The 16,326-nt window shown below is 55.2% G+C and carries 17 protein-coding genes; 9 read left to right on the top strand and 8 right to left on the bottom strand.

Translation table 11 applies throughout. The features are described from left to right. Positions 1-83: 83 nt before the first annotated feature. From JUK32_RS21740 to JUK32_RS21730, 3 genes are all read right to left on the bottom strand, one after another. Positions 84-407, bottom strand: coding sequence for a DUF190 domain-containing protein (locus JUK32_RS21740; RefSeq protein ID WP_052288149.1), 324 nt, complete (start codon positions 405-407; stop codon positions 84-86). Positions 408-683: 276 nt separating this feature from the next. Continuing rightward, the gene (locus tag JUK32_RS21735; protein ID WP_204140959.1) at positions 684-1,748 is read right to left on the bottom strand and encodes a hypothetical protein; all 1,065 of its coding nucleotides are present in this window, start codon (positions 1,746-1,748) and stop codon (positions 684-686) included. A gap of 105 nt (positions 1,749-1,853) precedes the next feature. Further along, entirely contained in the window at positions 1,854-2,186 is a 333-nt protein-coding gene (locus JUK32_RS21730) for a PadR family transcriptional regulator (protein ID WP_204140958.1), read from the bottom strand. A 228-nt stretch (positions 2,187-2,414) separates the two neighbouring features. Between JUK32_RS21730 and JUK32_RS21725 the strand changes: the two genes are divergently transcribed. Beyond that, positions 2,415-2,636: a hypothetical protein gene (locus tag JUK32_RS21725; protein WP_204140957.1), complete on the top strand. Its 222-nt coding sequence runs from the start codon at positions 2,415-2,417 to the stop codon at positions 2,634-2,636. A gap of 426 nt (positions 2,637-3,062) precedes the next feature. On the opposite strand, the gene JUK32_RS21720 is transcribed toward JUK32_RS21725, so the two are convergent. Both JUK32_RS21720 and purT read right to left on the bottom strand, forming a co-directional pair. Next, positions 3,063-4,358, bottom strand: coding sequence for a sugar ABC transporter substrate-binding protein (locus tag JUK32_RS21720; protein ID WP_204140956.1), 1,296 nt, complete (start codon positions 4,356-4,358; stop codon positions 3,063-3,065). 106 nt (positions 4,359-4,464) lie between these two features. Continuing rightward, positions 4,465-5,676 (bottom strand): formate-dependent phosphoribosylglycinamide formyltransferase, encoded by a 1,212-nt coding sequence (purT, locus tag JUK32_RS21715; protein WP_309224603.1) that lies wholly within the window; start codon positions 5,674-5,676, stop codon positions 4,465-4,467. A 584-nt stretch (positions 5,677-6,260) separates the two neighbouring features. Here purT and pilM point away from each other — a divergent pair. The 8 genes from pilM to JUK32_RS21675 all read left to right on the top strand — a co-directional run bounded on the left by pilM (position 6,261) and on the right by JUK32_RS21675 (position 14,325). Beyond that, complete coding sequence (gene pilM, locus JUK32_RS21710) at positions 6,261-7,370, top strand: type IV pilus assembly protein PilM (protein WP_204140955.1); 1,110 nt, start codon at positions 6,261-6,263, stop codon at positions 7,368-7,370. Between the two features lie 3 nt (positions 7,371-7,373). Continuing rightward, positions 7,374-8,183: a PilN domain-containing protein gene (locus JUK32_RS21705; RefSeq protein ID WP_204140954.1), complete on the top strand. Its 810-nt coding sequence runs from the start codon at positions 7,374-7,376 to the stop codon at positions 8,181-8,183. Continuing rightward, entirely contained in the window at positions 8,180-9,094 is a 915-nt protein-coding gene (locus tag JUK32_RS21700; RefSeq protein ID WP_204140953.1) for a hypothetical protein, read from the top strand. The genes JUK32_RS21705 and JUK32_RS21700 overlap by 4 nt, the downstream gene beginning before the upstream one ends. 81 nt (positions 9,095-9,175) lie before the next feature. Then, a complete protein-coding gene (locus tag JUK32_RS21695) occupies positions 9,176-11,422 on the top strand; it encodes an AMIN domain-containing protein (protein ID WP_309224602.1) in 2,247 nt (748 codons plus the stop codon). 330 nt (positions 11,423-11,752) lie between these two features. Further along, a complete protein-coding gene (locus JUK32_RS21690; RefSeq protein ID WP_039726927.1) occupies positions 11,753-12,028 on the top strand; it encodes an HU family DNA-binding protein in 276 nt (91 codons plus the stop codon). Positions 12,029-12,044: 16 nt separating this feature from the next. Continuing rightward, a complete protein-coding gene (cobD, locus tag JUK32_RS21685; protein ID WP_309224601.1) occupies positions 12,045-13,145 on the top strand; it encodes a threonine-phosphate decarboxylase CobD in 1,101 nt (366 codons plus the stop codon). Positions 13,146-13,174: 29 nt separating this feature from the next. Then, positions 13,175-13,339 carry a hypothetical protein gene (locus JUK32_RS21680; RefSeq protein ID WP_204140952.1) on the top strand — a complete coding sequence of 55 codons (165 nt, stop codon included), beginning with the start codon at positions 13,175-13,177 and terminating at the stop codon, positions 13,337-13,339. A 173-nt stretch (positions 13,340-13,512) separates the two neighbouring features. After that, positions 13,513-14,325, top strand: coding sequence for a mechanosensitive ion channel family protein (locus JUK32_RS21675; RefSeq protein WP_309224600.1), 813 nt, complete (start codon positions 13,513-13,515; stop codon positions 14,323-14,325). Between the two features lie 125 nt (positions 14,326-14,450). On the opposite strand, the gene JUK32_RS21670 is transcribed toward JUK32_RS21675, so the two are convergent. The 3 genes from JUK32_RS21670 to JUK32_RS21660 form a co-directional block, all read right to left on the bottom strand. Beyond that, complete coding sequence (locus JUK32_RS21670) at positions 14,451-15,074, bottom strand: GDSL-type esterase/lipase family protein (RefSeq protein ID WP_204140951.1); 624 nt, start codon at positions 15,072-15,074, stop codon at positions 14,451-14,453. A 164-nt stretch (positions 15,075-15,238) separates the two neighbouring features. Continuing rightward, on the bottom strand, positions 15,239-15,859 hold the full coding sequence (locus JUK32_RS21665; protein ID WP_204140950.1) for an exopolysaccharide biosynthesis protein: 621 nt from the start codon (positions 15,857-15,859) through the stop codon (positions 15,239-15,241). 156 nt (positions 15,860-16,015) lie between these two features. Continuing rightward, a complete protein-coding gene (locus tag JUK32_RS21660) occupies positions 16,016-16,186 on the bottom strand; it encodes a hypothetical protein (RefSeq protein WP_204140949.1) in 171 nt (56 codons plus the stop codon). Positions 16,187-16,326: the final 140 nt, after the last annotated feature.

Raw genomic sequence — 16,326 nt, 5'->3', positions numbered from 1 at the left:
TGGACAGCAATATCGCTGATTGAGCGGAGTCGAAATCAGCCACCTGGTTACCGTTTAACTAGGCCCAGCTACTTAGCCGCCCCTTAAGACTGGGGAGCCCAAAAAATTTCGATATCGCGGAGCACGACAACGCAGGTGCCCAAGGTATCCCGCTGGCTCGCGAGAAATTCGTTGATGCGCTCGGGTTCGTCAATAATTCTGACCTCAATGGGCAAGTCAGAATCCAGCGCCATGTGATTGGCCGTGGGAATCGCCATCTGTGGCCCAAACCCCTCCATCGACTTCACCGCGATCGCGCTGTACAGGCCCTGTTCCAACGCGGTGGCAATCATCGCCGTATGCAGCGCCCGAGTGCCCAGCCGACTGCCCTCACTGGTGTAAATGCTCAGCTGTTTCCACACTTTCATGGCTCTACTCTCCTACCGCCGGTTCTCGTCTCTGTTTTACTCCACCCCAGCGGCTCCGCACCACTCATCGCAGCAATTTGAGGCGTCTAGTAAAGTCCCGTAATAATTCGCCGGTTTTTCATCCCCGCTGATGGGGCTGCCAGGCGGGCAGTGACGCTGCCAAATACAAAATTGAAGCTGGCAAATGGCAAACCGAGCATCGGGATTCGAGGTCAGACGGCGCATCCATGGGGCGAGTCAGTTAGCCATGAACTGGGTTTGGCGTTTGGACAAGTCCTACCGCCGTGATGAGGTGCATCGCCCCATGTCCGGAGGAAGCAGGTCAAAACAGCCCTCGGTCTGATTCCAGATCAACATTTCCGTATCATTGGTCGATCGCCAATGCTTATCTTCGGGCGGGTGACCAAAGCGGAAGTGGAGCGTGACCAGCGGCTGGTCAGAGCAGTTGGCAATTTGGTGCCCGTGGCGGCGGTCGATCACCACGATATCCCCGGCCTTAAAGATCTCTGACGGTCCTTCGTGGCGGCGAGAAGGCTCAAACCCCTCAAACGGCACATTTTCCTCCCAGTGATCTGGCGGCACCAGCCAGTGGGTCATTTCGCCTCGGATCACCTGAATGGCATCCAGCGCATGACCATGGTGATGCACGCCCACCTCTTGGCCAGGCATCCAGCTAATGACATAAACCACCAGCGACCAGGTGCGGCACACCAGTTGGCGCTTGTAAAAATGATCGTCAAACAACACGTAGCGGTCTAAAAAAGACTCATCCAGCTTTACTCGCTGAACCCAATGGTGAAAGGTGTCGGCCTCAACGCTGTGGGGGGGCACCGACTCGACCTGACGAATCAGGCTGCTCAGCATAAAGCTGTTGGCGATCGCTTCCGCATCAATCACCTTCTCCCCCCGCGATAGGCACTTATCAATAATGCGCTCGGCCTGCCGCAGCCAGTAAGACGAGGGCTGCTGCGGCAATCCCAATAATTTGCGACTCAGGCCCAGCCCATACAACCGGCGGGTGGCGCAGTACAACTTGACCTGATGAAACTCTGCGGCAGTCAGAGTATGGCCTTCATATTCCGCGATCGCGGCGGGCGATGCTGGACTGGGCGCGGCGGACGGCGGCGCTTGCCACTGGGCCCAAGCCTCATCAACCAGCATCATCATCGACGCTTTGACCAGCGCACAGAAATATTGAATGGATTGGATTAACCGCCACAACCGCGATCGGCCAGCCTGTTTTAACTGATTGTCAATTTCCCAAAAATCGCCTAAAGCTTCATCACGAATAGCTTCCAGTACGAACACTTTGGCTGCATTTTCGACAATCTCAACAAACATAATACGCCTACTTGAAACGAAGTTCTTGAACATCAGAGGTCAGAGCAGATGCCAGGCACCATTGACGGTGGACAAGGCGCTCAGGCCCGGTCCACCGCGATCGCATTAGGTCAGCGCCTCGTGGATGCGGCTCTGACTTTTAATTTGGTCGCGAATGGATTCAATCCGCAGCAGCATGTCACGACCCACCGTGGTCACCTGGTAATAACAACGACTGTGACCGTTGCGCACGGCCAAGTTTTCCTGTCGCTGTTGCGCTTGAATAAAGCCCCGCTGGGATAACCGTCTCAGCGCTGGATATAAAGTCCCACAGCCAATTTGGTATTCGCCCTCGCTGGCAGCACTCACCACCTCCACAATGTCTTGTCCATAGCGGGGTTGATGCAAGATGGCCAGCATAATGGCTTCCTCCAAAGCTGTTAGCTTGAGTTTTTCCATGCGCTGAAAGCCTCCATGGCTGAGAGCTATAGGCCATGTTAGTCAAGCTGTGCGCACGGCGCTATCTAGTTTTCGATAGCGATCGCTGCTATCGACTATTGACATCGATCAAGAGATTTGCCGTCACGCTCCTTAAGGACACCGTAGAAACCAAGGAAATTTAGCGTTGCCTAACGCGAGTTGCGAGTCTCCAGAGTTGCCGAAACCTCGTCACTAGGATGTTCAACCATGCGCCATCACAGTCGTTTCTTTCGCTGGGTCTGTCGATTTATCAAATACTTCTTTCTCTTTAGTTTTGGGCTGGCCGTATTCTGTATCCTGGCGAGCCTCTTTGAAGCCGCCAGCTTCGCGCTCTGGGTGCTGCACCTGGTCACGGATTGGTGGCTGCGGCTGGCGTTGGGCTCCCTGGTTTCCCTGGGGTTCGCCGCGATGATTGAGTCCATCAGGTGAATAGCAGCGGGCGCTGCCTCCCAATATGAGTGCGATGAAACGAGCCTGATCTAGCCAACGACTCTGCACCTGAAAATTCCCCGCACATCCATGAGGTTTACAGCCTTTCTCCCTTCGGGAGCTACGGTGTATACACAAGTCCTTAATGATGTCGTTACCAGCTTTATAGCCCCCTAAATCCCCCGATTCCGGGGGGCAAAGGCAGAATTTTGTCTCCCAGGCGAGATGTGTATACACGGTAGCCCTTAGGGAGAAAGGTTTGGAGAAAGGGCGAAATGAGTCTGTCGAACTGACGTCTCCCAGGGGGCCGCACTGAGAGACAACGGCACTGCACGCGAGGGCGCTGAGCTGCGAGGGCAAATCGGCAGCAGCATCCCCGCTGCGGGCTAGCAGTGAGCGTCCGCCAGCGTCAGAGGCAGCGGGGAGTTAACGGGCGTCCCACTCGGCGGCGGCATCGGTCACCGCTTCATCCACCGTTTTTTGCCCCAACATCGCCGCTTGTAAGTTCGTGTAAATCGCCTTCTGCAAGGTTTTCACATCTTCCATCGCGGGAATCAGCACCTCGGCATCGGCCATTTGTCCGGCACTGACGGCACGGGCCAAGGTCACGGGTTCGGCATCCGTCGGCGGTTCGGTGAAGTAGCTGTCGGCTAGGGCTTGGGTGGTGGAAGGTAGCACATTGGCGGCTTTGGCAAAGGTCAGTTGGTTGGCGTCGTTGGTGACGTAAAGGGCAAATTTGAGGGCGGCCTCTGGCGCGTCGGTCGATCGCGGAATCACCAAATTCATCACCGCGACGTTTTTCTTCGCGGTCTCCCCGGAAATTTGCGGGGCGCTCGCTGTAGCGGCAGCAATATCCGGCGCGTTGTTTTCAATGGTGCTGAGAAATTCGGCCCCGGAGGCGAGGATCGCCGTTTCCCCCGCTTGGTAAAGCTCCACCGCGCGACGGTGGCCCTGGGTTAGCACCTCACGGGGCAGGAGTTCTTGCTGGTACAGATCCGTCCAATACTGAAACACGGCTTTGCCTTCAGGGGTATTGAAGGCGGCATTGCCCTGGTCATCCACCAATGGCACCCCCATCTGCACAAAGGATTGCAGCACGTCGGCGGCATCTTCGGGCACGAAGGAGATGAAAAAGGCGTATTTACCCGTGGCGTCCTTGATTTGCTGGGCGGCGATCGCCAATTCTTCGTACGTCGTTGGCGGCTCGGTAATGCCCGCGGCTTCAAACAATTCGGTGTTGTACAGGGTGACGCGGGTGGTGAGGTACCAAGGCAAGCCAAAGCTCTCGCCATTCAAGGTGTTGGCTTGCCAAATCTTATCCAGGTACAGCGACTTGTCGGCTGGGGCAATGCGATCGTCCAGCGACAACCACGCCTGTTTGCCCGCGAGCTGAGAGGCAAAATCGGGGTTCAAGTTCACCACGTCGGGAGCCGTCCCGGCGGACACTGCGGTGAGAATTTTGCTCTGCATATCCCCCCAGGGCACGTCGATCCACCGGACGGTGATGCCGGGATTTTCCGCTTCAAAGTTGGCAATTAGCTCGTTGAAATAGTCGGTGAAATCGGGCTGTAACTGCATCGTCCAAAACTCAACCTCTTGGGAGCCGTCGGCGCTGGACTCCGAGGTAGCTGAAGGATTACCGCAGCTGATAAGCCAACTCATCAGCACGCCCAGCAGCATGAGCAGGCCAAAACGTTGCCAAAGACGAGGGAGGGTGGACATGGTGGAGTGGGTAAATGGGTAGTTAAGGGGGCAGATGCAACTAAGCGCAGGGGCAGAATGCAGCGATCGCGCTGACCAACTCTGCACGAACAAGTCACCTAAAAGCCTAAAGCAAAACTTGCACTTTGCTGGCGCAGGCGATCGCTCTTTCCTTCGCCTCCTCGACGGAATCGCCCAGGGCCAGGGCCACACCCATGCGCCGGTTTTGATGGCAGCGGGGTTTGCCAAACAAGCGGAGCTTGCTGGTGGGAATGCGCAGGGCCTCGGCGACCCCGGCATAGTGGGGCTGATTGCTGGAGCCCGGAGCCAGAATTACCGCAGAAGCGCCGGGCTGCAACAGTTCAATGCGGCCAATCGGCAAGCCAGTGATGGCGCGGACATGCAGCTCAAACTCCGACATATTTTGGCTCACCATGGTCACCATGCCCGTGTCGTGGGGGCGGGGACTGACTTCGCTGAAATAGACGGTTTGGGGCTGGTCGGGGGATCCGGCGATAAACAGTTCCACCCCAAATAGCCCCCAGCCCCCGAGGGCATCGGTGATGTGCTGGGCGACCCGCTGGCATTCGGCCACCGTGTCAGGGTGCAGGCCACAGGGTTGCCAAGACTCGCGATAGTCGCCATCTTCCTGACGGTGCCCAATGGGAGGACAAAAGAACGTGCCGTCTTGGGCGCGAACTGTGAGTAGGGTAATTTCGGTTTCAAATTCGATGAACCCTTCGACGATGACGCGCTGGGCTTTGCCCCGACCCGCGCTATAGGCATAGTCCCAAGCGGCGTCAATATCGGCGGGCGATCGCACTAAGCTTTGGCCTTTACCGGATGAACTCATGATGGGTTTGACCACACAGGGTAAGCCGATGGCCGCCACCGCTGCGCGATAGTCTTCCAGGGTGCCCGCAAAGCGATAGGGGGAGGTGCGCAGGTGCAGTTCCTCAGCGGCGAGGCAACGAATGCCTTCACGGTTCATGGTGAGTCGGGTAGCTTTGGCCGTGGGGACAACCGTCCAACCTTCTGCTTCCAACGCCACTAGAGTGTCGGTGGCGATCGCCTCTACTTCGGGCACGATCAGATCGGGTTTTTCTTGTTCGATGACTTGGCGGACGCGATCGCCGTCCAACATATCAATGACGTGAAAGCGATGGGCCACCTGCATCGCTGGAGCCTGCGGATAGGCATCCGTGGCGATGACTTCCCAGCCTAGGCGCATGGCTTCGAGGGCAACTTCTCGCCCCAATTCCCCAGACCCCAGCAGCAGCAATCGCTTCGCCCCCGCCAGAGTCGGAGTCCCCCAAGTTACAACCGCTTCATGTGCCACAGTTTTGCTTCTCACCTCACGCCAATCGACGCCTAAATCTCAGATTTTTGCAGATTTTTTCTATATTAAATGGTTCACTTTTGAAAATTGTGTGTAACATCTCAGGTGAACTGACTAATCCATTCGTATTTGCGAAGCGATTAGAACGGGAAAAATGAGTCGTTTAGACCCGAGCCGAAAACGTTCTTTGGGATGTTGATTTGAGTCGCGACTCGATGTAGGGGGTGCAGTTACTTCACTTGATTTGGTGAAGACTGATCAAATTAAGTTAACGCAATGGTCTACAGGAAAAAGACAGTTTGTCTGGCAAAAACGGTGCCCAGCTTCGTTAGTGTTGCTCAGCCTGCGCATCAAGGAGAAGCCGCTGCGAGAAATATTTTGGCGCGCCCATTGGCTTGGGCGATCGGACGCTAATTTTTCGCTAGTTTCTTACGGTTTGTATCTTGTTTATCGCTGTGGCAATTCTGACTTAAATTGTGTACCATACGTCAGCACAATTTTGGTAAGTCTCCATTTTGCACCTGCAGTGATGGGGAATTGTTGAGTATTCGTTATTGATAACGAAGGCATAAACGGAGACGGCGGTGAACATCATTCAGTCCCTATTTTCATCTAAGCGTCAGAGTGTCGGCATTGAGCTTACGCCTGAGCGAGTCAACCTTGCCTGGGTACGCAAACAGGGGCAAAAACTTAAACTTGAGACGAGAACCTCGGTGGAATTGCCGGAAGGCGCATTTCAAGAGGGGCAAATTATTGACTCGCCCGCTGTGGCTGAGGCTATTCAGACTGGCCTCACAGACGGTCGCATTAAGGTGAAATACGCTACGACTGCCATCCCCGGACGCGCGATTACCCGCGTCATTCCGGTGCCTTCGGAGCTCGATGAAGACGAACTGCGGGAAATGGTGCTGAACCAAGAAGCCAGCCTGTATCTACCGTTTCCGCGAGAGGAGGCCGATGTTGACTATCAAAAGCTCGGCTTTTTTGTGGATGAAGATGGGATTGAAAAAGTTCAAGTTTTGTTAGTCGCAGTTCGGAAAGAAGTAACGGACTCCTATGTTGAGACGTTTCAACAAGCTGGGATTAATTTGGCGGTGTTGGAAACGTCGAGCTTTGCCCTGATTCGCACGATTCGCGATCAGCTACGGCAGTTCACGCCCCAAGAGGCGGCGGCGATCGTCGATATCGGCTTTGAAAGTACTGAAATCTCCATTGTGGTAGATGGCATTCCTCACTTTTCTCGGTCAGTCCCGATTGGGACTTTTCAGATTCAAGGGGCGCTGAGTCGGGCGATGAATTTGCCTCCCTCGCGCAATACGGATTTACTCAAAGGAATGACGGTACCCACGACGCCGATGGATACTGTCGGCTCACCGCAGCCGATTTCGGGGGGGGCGTCAAATCCGGGAACGGCGGCGATGTTGAGGATTTTGGGTGAGCTATCGGACGAGTTGCGGCGCTCCATTGATTTCTACCTCAACCAAGCGGAGGACATGGAAGTGGCGCAGTTGCTACTGGCGGGGTCGGGGGCGGCGATCGGGCAACTGGATGAGTTCTTTGCCCAGCGGTTGAGCTTGCCCGCTAGCCAAGTTGATCCAGTAGCGGCGCTGTCATTAGAGGTGGCAGAAGATATTGAAGAAGAAGAGCGGCCAGGGTTGGCGACGGTGATTGGTCTTGGGCTGAGAGAGGTTTAATCGATGTACGGCTTAGATATTAACTTTCTAAAGGATCGCGAGATTCGGCCTGTTGAGGCTTCGTCTCGCACCGCCGAAGCGGCGGCCCCAGCCGGGAGTCGCACACCGTTGCTGATTGGCTTGTTAGTCGCGGTGGCGGCCCTGGGCTTGGTCGGCGGGTATTGGCTCTTGTTGCAGCAGCGGATGAGCCGCTTGGAAGCGCGGGAAGCGGAGCTCGATCAGCAAATTGCGACCATCCAAAGTCAGTTGCAGCAAATTGAGACGGTGCAGCAGCAAATTGCGCTGGTGGAGGCTGAGAACCAGGCGTTTGTGAATGTGTTCGACCAGATTCGTCCTTGGTCAGCCTTTTTGAAGGAGTTGCGCGATCGCACTCCCGCTCGGATCCAAATCGTGTCGGTGGCGCAGACGGCGGGCACCACCTTGCCGCCGCCGCCGGGGGCTGCCGAAGGGACTGAAGGTGAAGAACCGCCAGTCACTGGTGGAATCGAAGTGATTGGCGTGGCCTGCTCGTTTGATGATGTCAACGACTTTTTGCTGACCTTACAACGCTCTCCTCTGTTAGCGGCGGATACCGTCGCCATCGACACCTCAGAAAAGCGAGGGAGTTCCGAATTGCTGGATCCGGCGGTGGATGGCGTTTGTCCGGGCTCTCCCCCTAGTCTGCCAGAGCTGCTTGTGGACTTTACGTTGGTGGGCAACTTTACCGACGTGCCTTCCTCTGAGCTGCTGGATATTTTGGATCGCCAAGGTGCCGTTGGTTTGGCGACCCGGATTCGTGCCCTTCGTGATTCAGGAGTGATCGAAACACCATGACTTTTTCTGATGATTTCGTCCCTGTTGAGGACGCGGAAGACCTAGAAGGCCCCAGTTATCCGACCGTCTTTGGCATTGAGCTAACGCCGAAAGTCCAAGGGATTGCGCTAGCGGTGCTGGGCGTGGGGGGGGCAATTTTCTTGTTTACGCGACTGGTCAGCCCAGTGCAGGACACTGTTACCGAAATCGAGCAGCGGATCGCGGATAAGGAAGCGACGCTCGCCAATCAGGCGGAAAGCTTGCGCCAAATCGAAGAGGTCCAGGCCGAGCTAGATCGGGTGATCACGCAGCGCGAGGGCATTTACAGCTTGCTGGGTGATCCCAACAGCCTGGACACGCTGCTGCTGGACACCAATCAGCAAATTGAGAAAAGTAATGCCGCGATCGCGGGGGCCATTGCGGGGGATTTGAGCACGGCCAATTCGGCCCAGCTCACGTCGCTGGGCTTTAGCCAAGCCCAGGTGAACCGCATTATCACTGAACTTGCCGATGATCCGGTCGTGCAGCGATCGGCCTTTACCTCCGAGCTCTATGCGTTTAACCCGGTGGGGCTACCCCAGGCCATTGGTGATGAGTATGGCCCGGAGCTCTCCGGTAAGCTGGGGCGGCAAATTGTTGAGGTGGGGTTTCGGGGTTTGTTTAGCCAGACTCAGAGCATTCTCTACAATCTCGAACGGTTAGAACCATTGCTCATTTTGCGGGACTTTAACCAGGAGCCCTCCGACTTTATTGACTTGAGTGAGGAAGATGCCAATCGGCTGGGGATTCGGCCCCTGGATACGTCTTTCACCATGGAAGTGCTGGTGCCTTTGGGTGATCCCAGTGTGCCCCCCGTACCCGCCGAACCTGAAGCCGAAGAAGGAGAGGAAGGCGCAGAAGGCGAGGCCACCGAAGCCAGTGACGAGGGCTAGCCGCTTGGCCTAAATTCCGTCAGCGCTCATTGTCCCAGGCGCTGCAAACCAGACCCAGAACCTACGTGAGGAGAATGAACTGTGAAACGACTATTAGGATATGGCAGTTGTTTAGCCAGCACGACTTTGTTGGCGATCGCGGCGCAGCCAGTGATGGCCGCCTCGACCATGATTACCGGCGTCGAGATTGTGCCGACGGATGGCGGTGCCCAAATCGTGTTGGCCACGGCAGACGGTGACACGCCCCAAGTGTTTGCCGTTAACCAGGGCAATACCCTGCGGGCCGACATCGTGCGCACCCAGCTCCAGTTGCCTGAGGGCGATCGCTTTGTGCAACAAAACCCCGTCCCCGGCATCACCGAAATCGCCCTGGTGCCCCTGGACGGCAACAGTGTGCGGCTAATGGTCAGCGGTAGCGGCAGCGCCCCCACCAGTGTGGTCGGCACCTCCGCCAGCGGCGGCGTCATTATTGATGTGGCGACCAATGGCAGCAGCCCCGCCCCCCAAGCCAGCACCCCCGTCCCCACTGAACTAGAAACCGTCCCCAGCGACGAGCCCGTCTTGATTCCGGTAGAGCAGCCGGAGACCGTGGCCCAAGCCGAAACTGAAGCGCCCGCCGAAGCCGCGACACCCGCCGCCCCTCAACCGGATGTGCTGGTGCCCAATCCCCAAGTGGTCATCGACGGCGTCCCCGTAGACGCCCCCAGAGTACAAACCGCCCCACCCTTTTTGCCTCAGGCTGTAGCTCCGCCGGTCGGTGATATCGCAGTTGCTGAGAGTACGCCTCAGTTTGACTCAGTTGATTTGGGGACGACTGAGCGCGTGCCTCGCTTGGTACTGCGAGATGCCCCCTCTCGCGAAGTATTGAACTTACTCGCTCGCGCGGCTGGCCTGAACCTCGTCTTTATTGGCGCTGGTGGTGAAGGTGATGGCGCAAGTGCTGGGAGTGGCGAAGGTCCCTCCATTACCCTCGATATTGAAAATGAGTCAGTGCAAGACGTTTTTAACAGTGTCTTGAGAGTTACTGGATTACAAGCCAATCGAGTCGGTCGTACTATTTATGTAGGGCCGCAATTGCCTGATTCTGCGCGGAGCCTTGTGAGTCGAACGCTTCGCCTTAATCAGGTCGCAGCTTCTACCGCTGCGGGATTCCTGGTGTCACTAGGGGCTGAAGGTACTCAAGTTATTACTCAGACAACTTTTACTGATGTTGGGGCAGGGTTAGGTACAGCGGAGGCTGCTGAGACTGGGGGCGAGGGAGGTGGTGGCAACCTTGAGTCCACACTTCGATTAGTTGAGCGTGCAACCTCTACTGAGGTTACAGCCCTTGACTTTGAGCCAGCAGAAGGTAATGGGACACCACAAATTCTTCGTGGATTGCTGGCAGTTGTTGATGAGCGAACAAACTCTATCACCTTAGTTGGTGAGCCTAGGATAGTACAAAGTGCGACGGATTATCTTGCACGATTAGATCTGCGCCGTCGACAGGTGGCCGTCAATGTCAAGGTTATAGATGTCAATCTGGGTGCTCTTGATGCCTTTGGTACGAGCTTCTCATTTCAACTCGGAGATGTGGGCCTTACAAATTCTGGGGGGGTCGGAGTAGTTAATTTTGGTGATAGCACTCCTTTTGGAACAAGTAATTTTCCAAGTAGTGCTCCTATAAGTCCCGTTGGGCCTGGTGCGAGTAATCAGTTTAGCGTTGGTGAGGATTTCCTTTTTCAACTCTTTGCTACTGTTCAGGAAGGTAATTCGAAGATACTGACCGACCCAACTTTGATTATTCAAGAGGGGCAAACTGCGTCAGTCGCTTTAACAGAGCAAGTTATACAAAAGGTTACCCAGGAAGAAGTTGGAGATGGAGACACTCCCCAAATTCTATTAGATCCGGAGCTAGTTGATGCTGGTTTGGTTTTAAGTGTGAATATTGACCGCATTGATGACAATGGGTTCGTCTCACTCACAGTCTCCCCCAGCCTGACAGCTCCTACAGGTGTTATTGATGTCGGTCCTAACCAATTTGTAACTACCTTGTCAGCCCGAGAACTTCAGTCTGGCTTAGTCAGAGTGCGTGATGGTCAAACTCTAGTGCTTTCTGGAATTATTCAGGAAACTGATAGAACTAGTGTTTCAAAAGTTCCAATTCTAGGTGATCTACCATTGCTAGGTGCCCTTTTCCGCAGCACTGTTAATCAGACTGAGAGAAATGAACTGATTGTGTTACTCACCCCTGAGATCTTGGATGACAGCGATCAATCCATGTTTGGTTATAGCTATACGCCGAGTGACGAGGTGCAAGAGATCATTGAGCGATCGCAGCAGCGTTAAATCGCGATCGCGGTCACTCATTCTTCTCTGGTTCTGGTGAAATGGCTAAAGTCTTTGGTTCTCAAAGGCTTTAGCCATTTCTTTGGGGGTTTAGCAAAGCCCCAAACCCTAGTAATTACGTTACCTTTCGTAAAAAAAAGCCGAAAACGACCTTAATTAAAGCTTTCGACGATCCATATTTTGGAAGTTGCCCTTAGAATAGGGCAGTGAAATTCCGGGATGCCAGGGGTTTCAGCGGTTTCAGCCGATGGGCTGTTGTTGGCCCCAGTTTGTGGGGTAACGATCGCTCCCCTCTAAATTCCCTATTCCCCCAAAAGGAGACTCACAGACATGAATAAAGGTGAATTGGTTGACAAGATTGCTGAGAAGTCTGAGGTGACCAAAAAGGAAGCCGACAAGGTTCTCACAGCAGCAGTCGATGTGATTATGGAAGCGGTGTCGAGCGGCGAAAAGGTCACCCTCGTGGGCTTTGGTTCGTTTGAACGGCGCGATCGTAAAGAGCGCGAAGGGCGTAACCCCAAAACGGGTGAAACCATGGTGATTCCGGCTACTAAGGTGCCCGCCTTTTCTGCCGGTAAGCAGTTCAAAGAAATGGTGGCTGAATAAGCCGGTTCAAATTCCGTTGGCAGATAGTCTGTTTAACAATCGACCAAATCATGGGGGGAACTTAGCCTGGGCTGCGCAAGTGGCTGGCTGTTCCCCTTTTGCTTTGCTCGATTTTTCCGCCAGTATTAGCCCCCTAGGGCCACCAGCATCGGCGATCGCCGCCATCCAAGCCTGCTTGCCGCAGTTAACCCAGTATCCCGATCCGCAATACACAGCACTCCGACAGCAGCTCGCCCAGCACCACCACCTGGCCCCCGACTGGGTGCTGCCCGGCAACGGGGCCGCCGAACTCTTGACCTGGGCCGGACGCGACCTCGCCGCGCTAGAGGCCACTTATTTGCTGACCCCAGCCTTTGGCGACTATGGGCGATCGCTCCGAGCCTTTGCCGCCCAGCCCCAAGCCATTCCCCTCCCGTTAACGGCAGCGGCCAGCGGCCAGCTCGATTGGCTGACGGTGGTGGCCCAAGGCTTGCAGCACGACCCCGCCCGGTGTGGTCTCTTGCTCAACACGCCCCACAACCCAACGGGCCTGGTGATCCCGCTGGCCGTATTAGAAACCTTACTCAGTCAGTTTCAACTCGTGGTGGTGGATGAAGCCTTTATGGACTTTGTCGCCCCGAGTGAGCAGCAAAGCTTGATTCCTCAGATCCATCGCTGGCCCAATTTGGTGATTGTGCGATCGCTGACCAAGTTTTACAGTCTGCCGGGGTTGCGCTTAGGGTATGCGATCGCTCAGCCCCCACATCTGCAACGGTGGCAGCAGTGGCGCGATCCGTGGTCGGTGAATGCCTTGGCGGCGGCGGCGGTCACCGTGTTGCAAGATCACGACTTTCAGCACCGCACCTGGCAGTGGCTCGCCGCCGCACGTCCGGCCCTATTCCAGGCGTTAGCGGCCATTCCGGGGTTGTATCCTTTGCCGGGGCAGGCGAATTATTTGCTCGTCCGGTGCGATCGCTCCGTCACCGCCCTCCAGCAAACCCTGTTGCAGCGCGATCGCATTCTGATCCGCGACTGTTTGAGCTTTCCTGAGTTGGGCGATCGCTACTTTCGGGTCGCCGTCCGACTCCCAGCAGAAAACGAGCGCCTCGTCACTGCGCTGCGCCAAGCCCTAGTCTAAATGAGGCTGCCATCCCAGCCAGTGGCGGCATGTTCCCGCCCGTTGCCCGCGATCGCCGCCGCCGGGGGAATTGGAATCAGGCGGCGGTGACCTCAAACTCTGATTCACTCAACTGCCCGCCTGTTCGCCGTCCCGTCCCCAACCGCCATCATCCTGGGCTGGGTGCTGAAGGCATCCTGGTCATCCGTCATTGAGGTGCCTGAGTGGGCGCGCCAACCTAATCAGTGGTGGGCAAAACCGTCAGATTCGGTGGCTGACTGAGGGGCAGGCACAACAACAATTTTTGATCACATTTTCACCGTCTCTGGGGCGTGCGAGGCAAAAGCTGTGGTATTTTTAGGGCTTATTTACGTGAAGGAGTATTCCTGTGGATATCAATATAATTTTAACCAGTGTGGTCGATGTTTTCATCGCGTTTGGCCTCAAGATTGTGGGGGCCATTATCTTTTGGTTTGTCGGGCGGTGGTTAATTGGTATCGCCACAAGTTTGCTCACCAAAGCTTTCCACAAGAGCAACCTTGAAGAAACGTTATTGATCTATATCAAGTCAACCCTGAGCGTCTTACTGAATATTGTCTTAGTTGTGGCAATTCTCGGTTTCTTCGGCCTTGAAACCACGTCTTTTGTCGCTTTTCTAGCCGCAGCCGGTATTGCAGTTGGTGCGGCCTGGAGTGGATTGCTAGCTCATTTTGCGGCGGGTGCCTTTTTGGTGATTTTCCGCCCTTATAGTGTGGGCGACTTTATCACTTCTGGTGAAATCACTGGCACAGTCAGGGAAATTGGCCTTTTTGTCACGAGTATTGACACGCTGGATAACGTCAGAAATGTTGTTGGTAATAACATTCTATTTTCTGGCACGATTCAAAACTTTTCTACCAATCCTTATCGTCGAGTCGATTTGGTGGCGCAGCTCAATCATGATGTGAATCATAAGCACGCGATCGCCCTACTCAAGGAAAAAGTCAGCGCTATTCCTAATGTCATGGTTGAGCCTGCACCGGATGTAGAAATTCTAGAATTCACACCGATGGGGCCAGTCTTAGCAGTACGTCCTTATTGCAATAACGACCATTACTGGCAAGTTTATTTCGACACGAATAAGATCATTCGTGAAACTTGTGTAGAGGCTAACTTTGCCGCTCCGGAACAGCATTTTGTCGTTCACCAAACGGCTGCCTAACCACCGCTTTTGCGCAGTGTGCAACTATCATGCTAGCCCTTCCTAAACTCAGGCACTATGGCTGACTTTAGGAAGGGCTTTTCAGCTTTTAGGGCCTGCTGGAGCGTACGCTTTTGGCAATCAGTTTAGACTTCGACTCGGTAGAGTTGCTGGAGCCATTGGGGCCATTGGTGTGAACTCAGGATGATGTTTGCTAAGGCCGCATAGCCTTGGTCTCTAGGGTGGGCACCGTCGTTTGCGATCGCTTCTGCACACCAAACAGAATTTTTGCGCAGAGCTTCACCGGTCTGAATATAGGGAATCGTCAGGGTATTGCAGAGGTTCATGACCTGCTGGTTGAGTGTGATCAGTCTTTGGTTGGCCGCAGAGTCGGCGGCGATCGGTGGCGATTCGACGAGCAACACCGGACCGAACTTTTGGGCTTGACAGAGCATGGTCTGAGCGTAAGCGAGGCTGTCGGTCAGGCTGACTCTGGGTTGGCCGGTGTGCTCGTCGAGGTTGACGTCGTTGGCCCCAAACGAGAACACCAAACCAGCGCTGCCGGTTGCGGCTAAACGACACTGAACTTCTGGGGGCCAACGCTGGTGGATCAATTGGGTGGTGTCGCCCCGAACGCCAAGGTTGTAGCAAGTGAGGGCTGTGCCATCGGCCATGGCCTGGGCGCAGACCCGCCCGACCCAGCCGAGGCCGCTGGGGTCGCCGGTGCCGTTGATGAAGGAATCACCAATGAAGAAAATACGAGGGCTCATAGCAATTCAGCTCTTTTCTCTCGGCGTGTTTGAGCGATGGCACATGTGAATGTCGGTATTTTGGGGGCTGGAGCGATTGGCGGCAACTCTTCAGGAGATTAGGCCATCTTTGCTACGCAAAGTAACCCGTTTAAAGCATCCTCTGGGCGAGGAATTCAGAAAAGTTACTGGAACCAGTGCATGATCAGGTCGGGCGATCGCCACAATCCATATCCCAGCAGTCCAAACAGGCCCGTAATCAAGCCCGTGGCGGCATAACCGAGACACATCATCAGCCCATCTGCTTCCAGGGTGGCGATCGCCAGCAGCAAAATCCCGAGGGTGGGAATGGGGTTGGTCATGGGGATGGGCAGCATCAGCAGCAAGGTCAGCCAGCTAATGCAAGCGCCGTTGATTTGCCAGATGTGGGAGCTGCTCGCCAGGTGGGTCAGCCGGGGCCGCACGAACCGTTCTGTCACGCGAGTGACCCGTTTCAAGTTGCTGAGAATCTGCCGCGCCAGCGTTGAGGGAAACTGGAATTGGGCGACTCGCTGGGGGAGCCAGGGCGATCGCCGTCCCACCGTCATTTGCAGGGACAGTAGCAGGCAGGCCGAGCCCAAAATCGTCGTCAGGCCCGGCGGCATGGGAAACAGAAAGGGCAGCACCAACAACCCAATCACCAGGCTAAACCCCCGTTCTGACGTTTCATGGAGTACATGGGCCAGGGTGAGCGGCTGATGGGCCAACTGCTCTAGCAAGCTTTTGATTTCCTGCGAAAACTTCGATTGAGCGGTTTTAGAGTCCATAGAACGCCATGAGCAGTAGAGCCGGAAACCAGGCCGATTGCTAATGAGAGCGGGGACTGATCGAGAAAAGCATACTCCTAACCGCGATCGCACCCACCAGAAAACATTTTTCAATGAAATCGACCAGCGCTAGCAAATGCCCAGGGTGAGGGCTTGTCATGGCTGTGTGGCCTTAACGGGCGTTTCAGCGGCAGGGGCAGCGGGGCGATCGGGCGCATATTCAGAATAGCTCCAGTCCAAGCTGGTGAGCACCGCCACCACGACCGACAGCGCCGTCAAAATCAACATCGGCCAGGGACTTTTACCAAAATCAATCAGTTTTTTCATACAAGTTGAGGAAAGGGTAGGTGGAGATGTCGGGGCGCACAGAACTCCGATTTCTGGTTCAGGGTCGACCAGTCGGTAAGACTGCGACCCAAGAAATCGGAGTTCTCGGTTCGTGCTAGTCAAGTTGAGGGAAAAGGCGA

The sequence above is a fragment of the Halomicronema sp. CCY15110 genome (assembly GCF_016888165.1).
Lineage (GTDB): Bacteria > Cyanobacteriota > Cyanobacteriia > Phormidesmidales > Phormidesmidaceae > Halomicronema.
This window is presented reverse-complemented; position numbering and strand designations above follow the sequence as displayed.

Bases quoted from the DNA above. Each gene is read 5' to 3' on its own strand.
- JUK32_RS21725 (WP_204140957.1), top strand. From the start codon at position 2,415: ATGCGCCATCACAGTCGTTTCTTTCGCTGGGTCTGTCGATTTATCAAA.
- JUK32_RS21700 (WP_204140953.1), top strand. From the start codon at position 8,180: ATGACTTTTTCTGATGATTTCGTCCCTGTTGAGGACGCGGAAGACCTA.
- JUK32_RS21705 (WP_204140954.1), top strand. From the start codon at position 7,374: ATGTACGGCTTAGATATTAACTTTCTAAAGGATCGCGAGATTCGGCCT.
- JUK32_RS21740 (WP_052288149.1), bottom strand. From the start codon at position 407: ATGAAAGTGTGGAAACAGCTGAGCATTTACACCAGTGAGGGCAGTCGG.
- JUK32_RS21735 (WP_204140959.1), bottom strand. From the start codon at position 1,748: ATGTTTGTTGAGATTGTCGAAAATGCAGCCAAAGTGTTCGTACTGGAA.
- JUK32_RS21665 (WP_204140950.1), bottom strand. From the start codon at position 15,859: ATGGACTCTAAAACCGCTCAATCGAAGTTTTCGCAGGAAATCAAAAGC.
- JUK32_RS21670 (WP_204140951.1), bottom strand. From the start codon at position 15,074: ATGAGCCCTCGTATTTTCTTCATTGGTGATTCCTTCATCAACGGCACC.
- JUK32_RS21690 (WP_039726927.1), top strand. From the start codon at position 11,753: ATGAATAAAGGTGAATTGGTTGACAAGATTGCTGAGAAGTCTGAGGTG.
- JUK32_RS21730 (WP_204140958.1), bottom strand. From the start codon at position 2,186: ATGGAAAAACTCAAGCTAACAGCTTTGGAGGAAGCCATTATGCTGGCC.
- JUK32_RS21720 (WP_204140956.1), bottom strand. From the start codon at position 4,358: ATGTCCACCCTCCCTCGTCTTTGGCAACGTTTTGGCCTGCTCATGCTG.
- JUK32_RS21680 (WP_204140952.1), top strand. From the start codon at position 13,175: ATGTTCCCGCCCGTTGCCCGCGATCGCCGCCGCCGGGGGAATTGGAAT.
- JUK32_RS21660 (WP_204140949.1), bottom strand. From the start codon at position 16,186: ATGAAAAAACTGATTGATTTTGGTAAAAGTCCCTGGCCGATGTTGATT.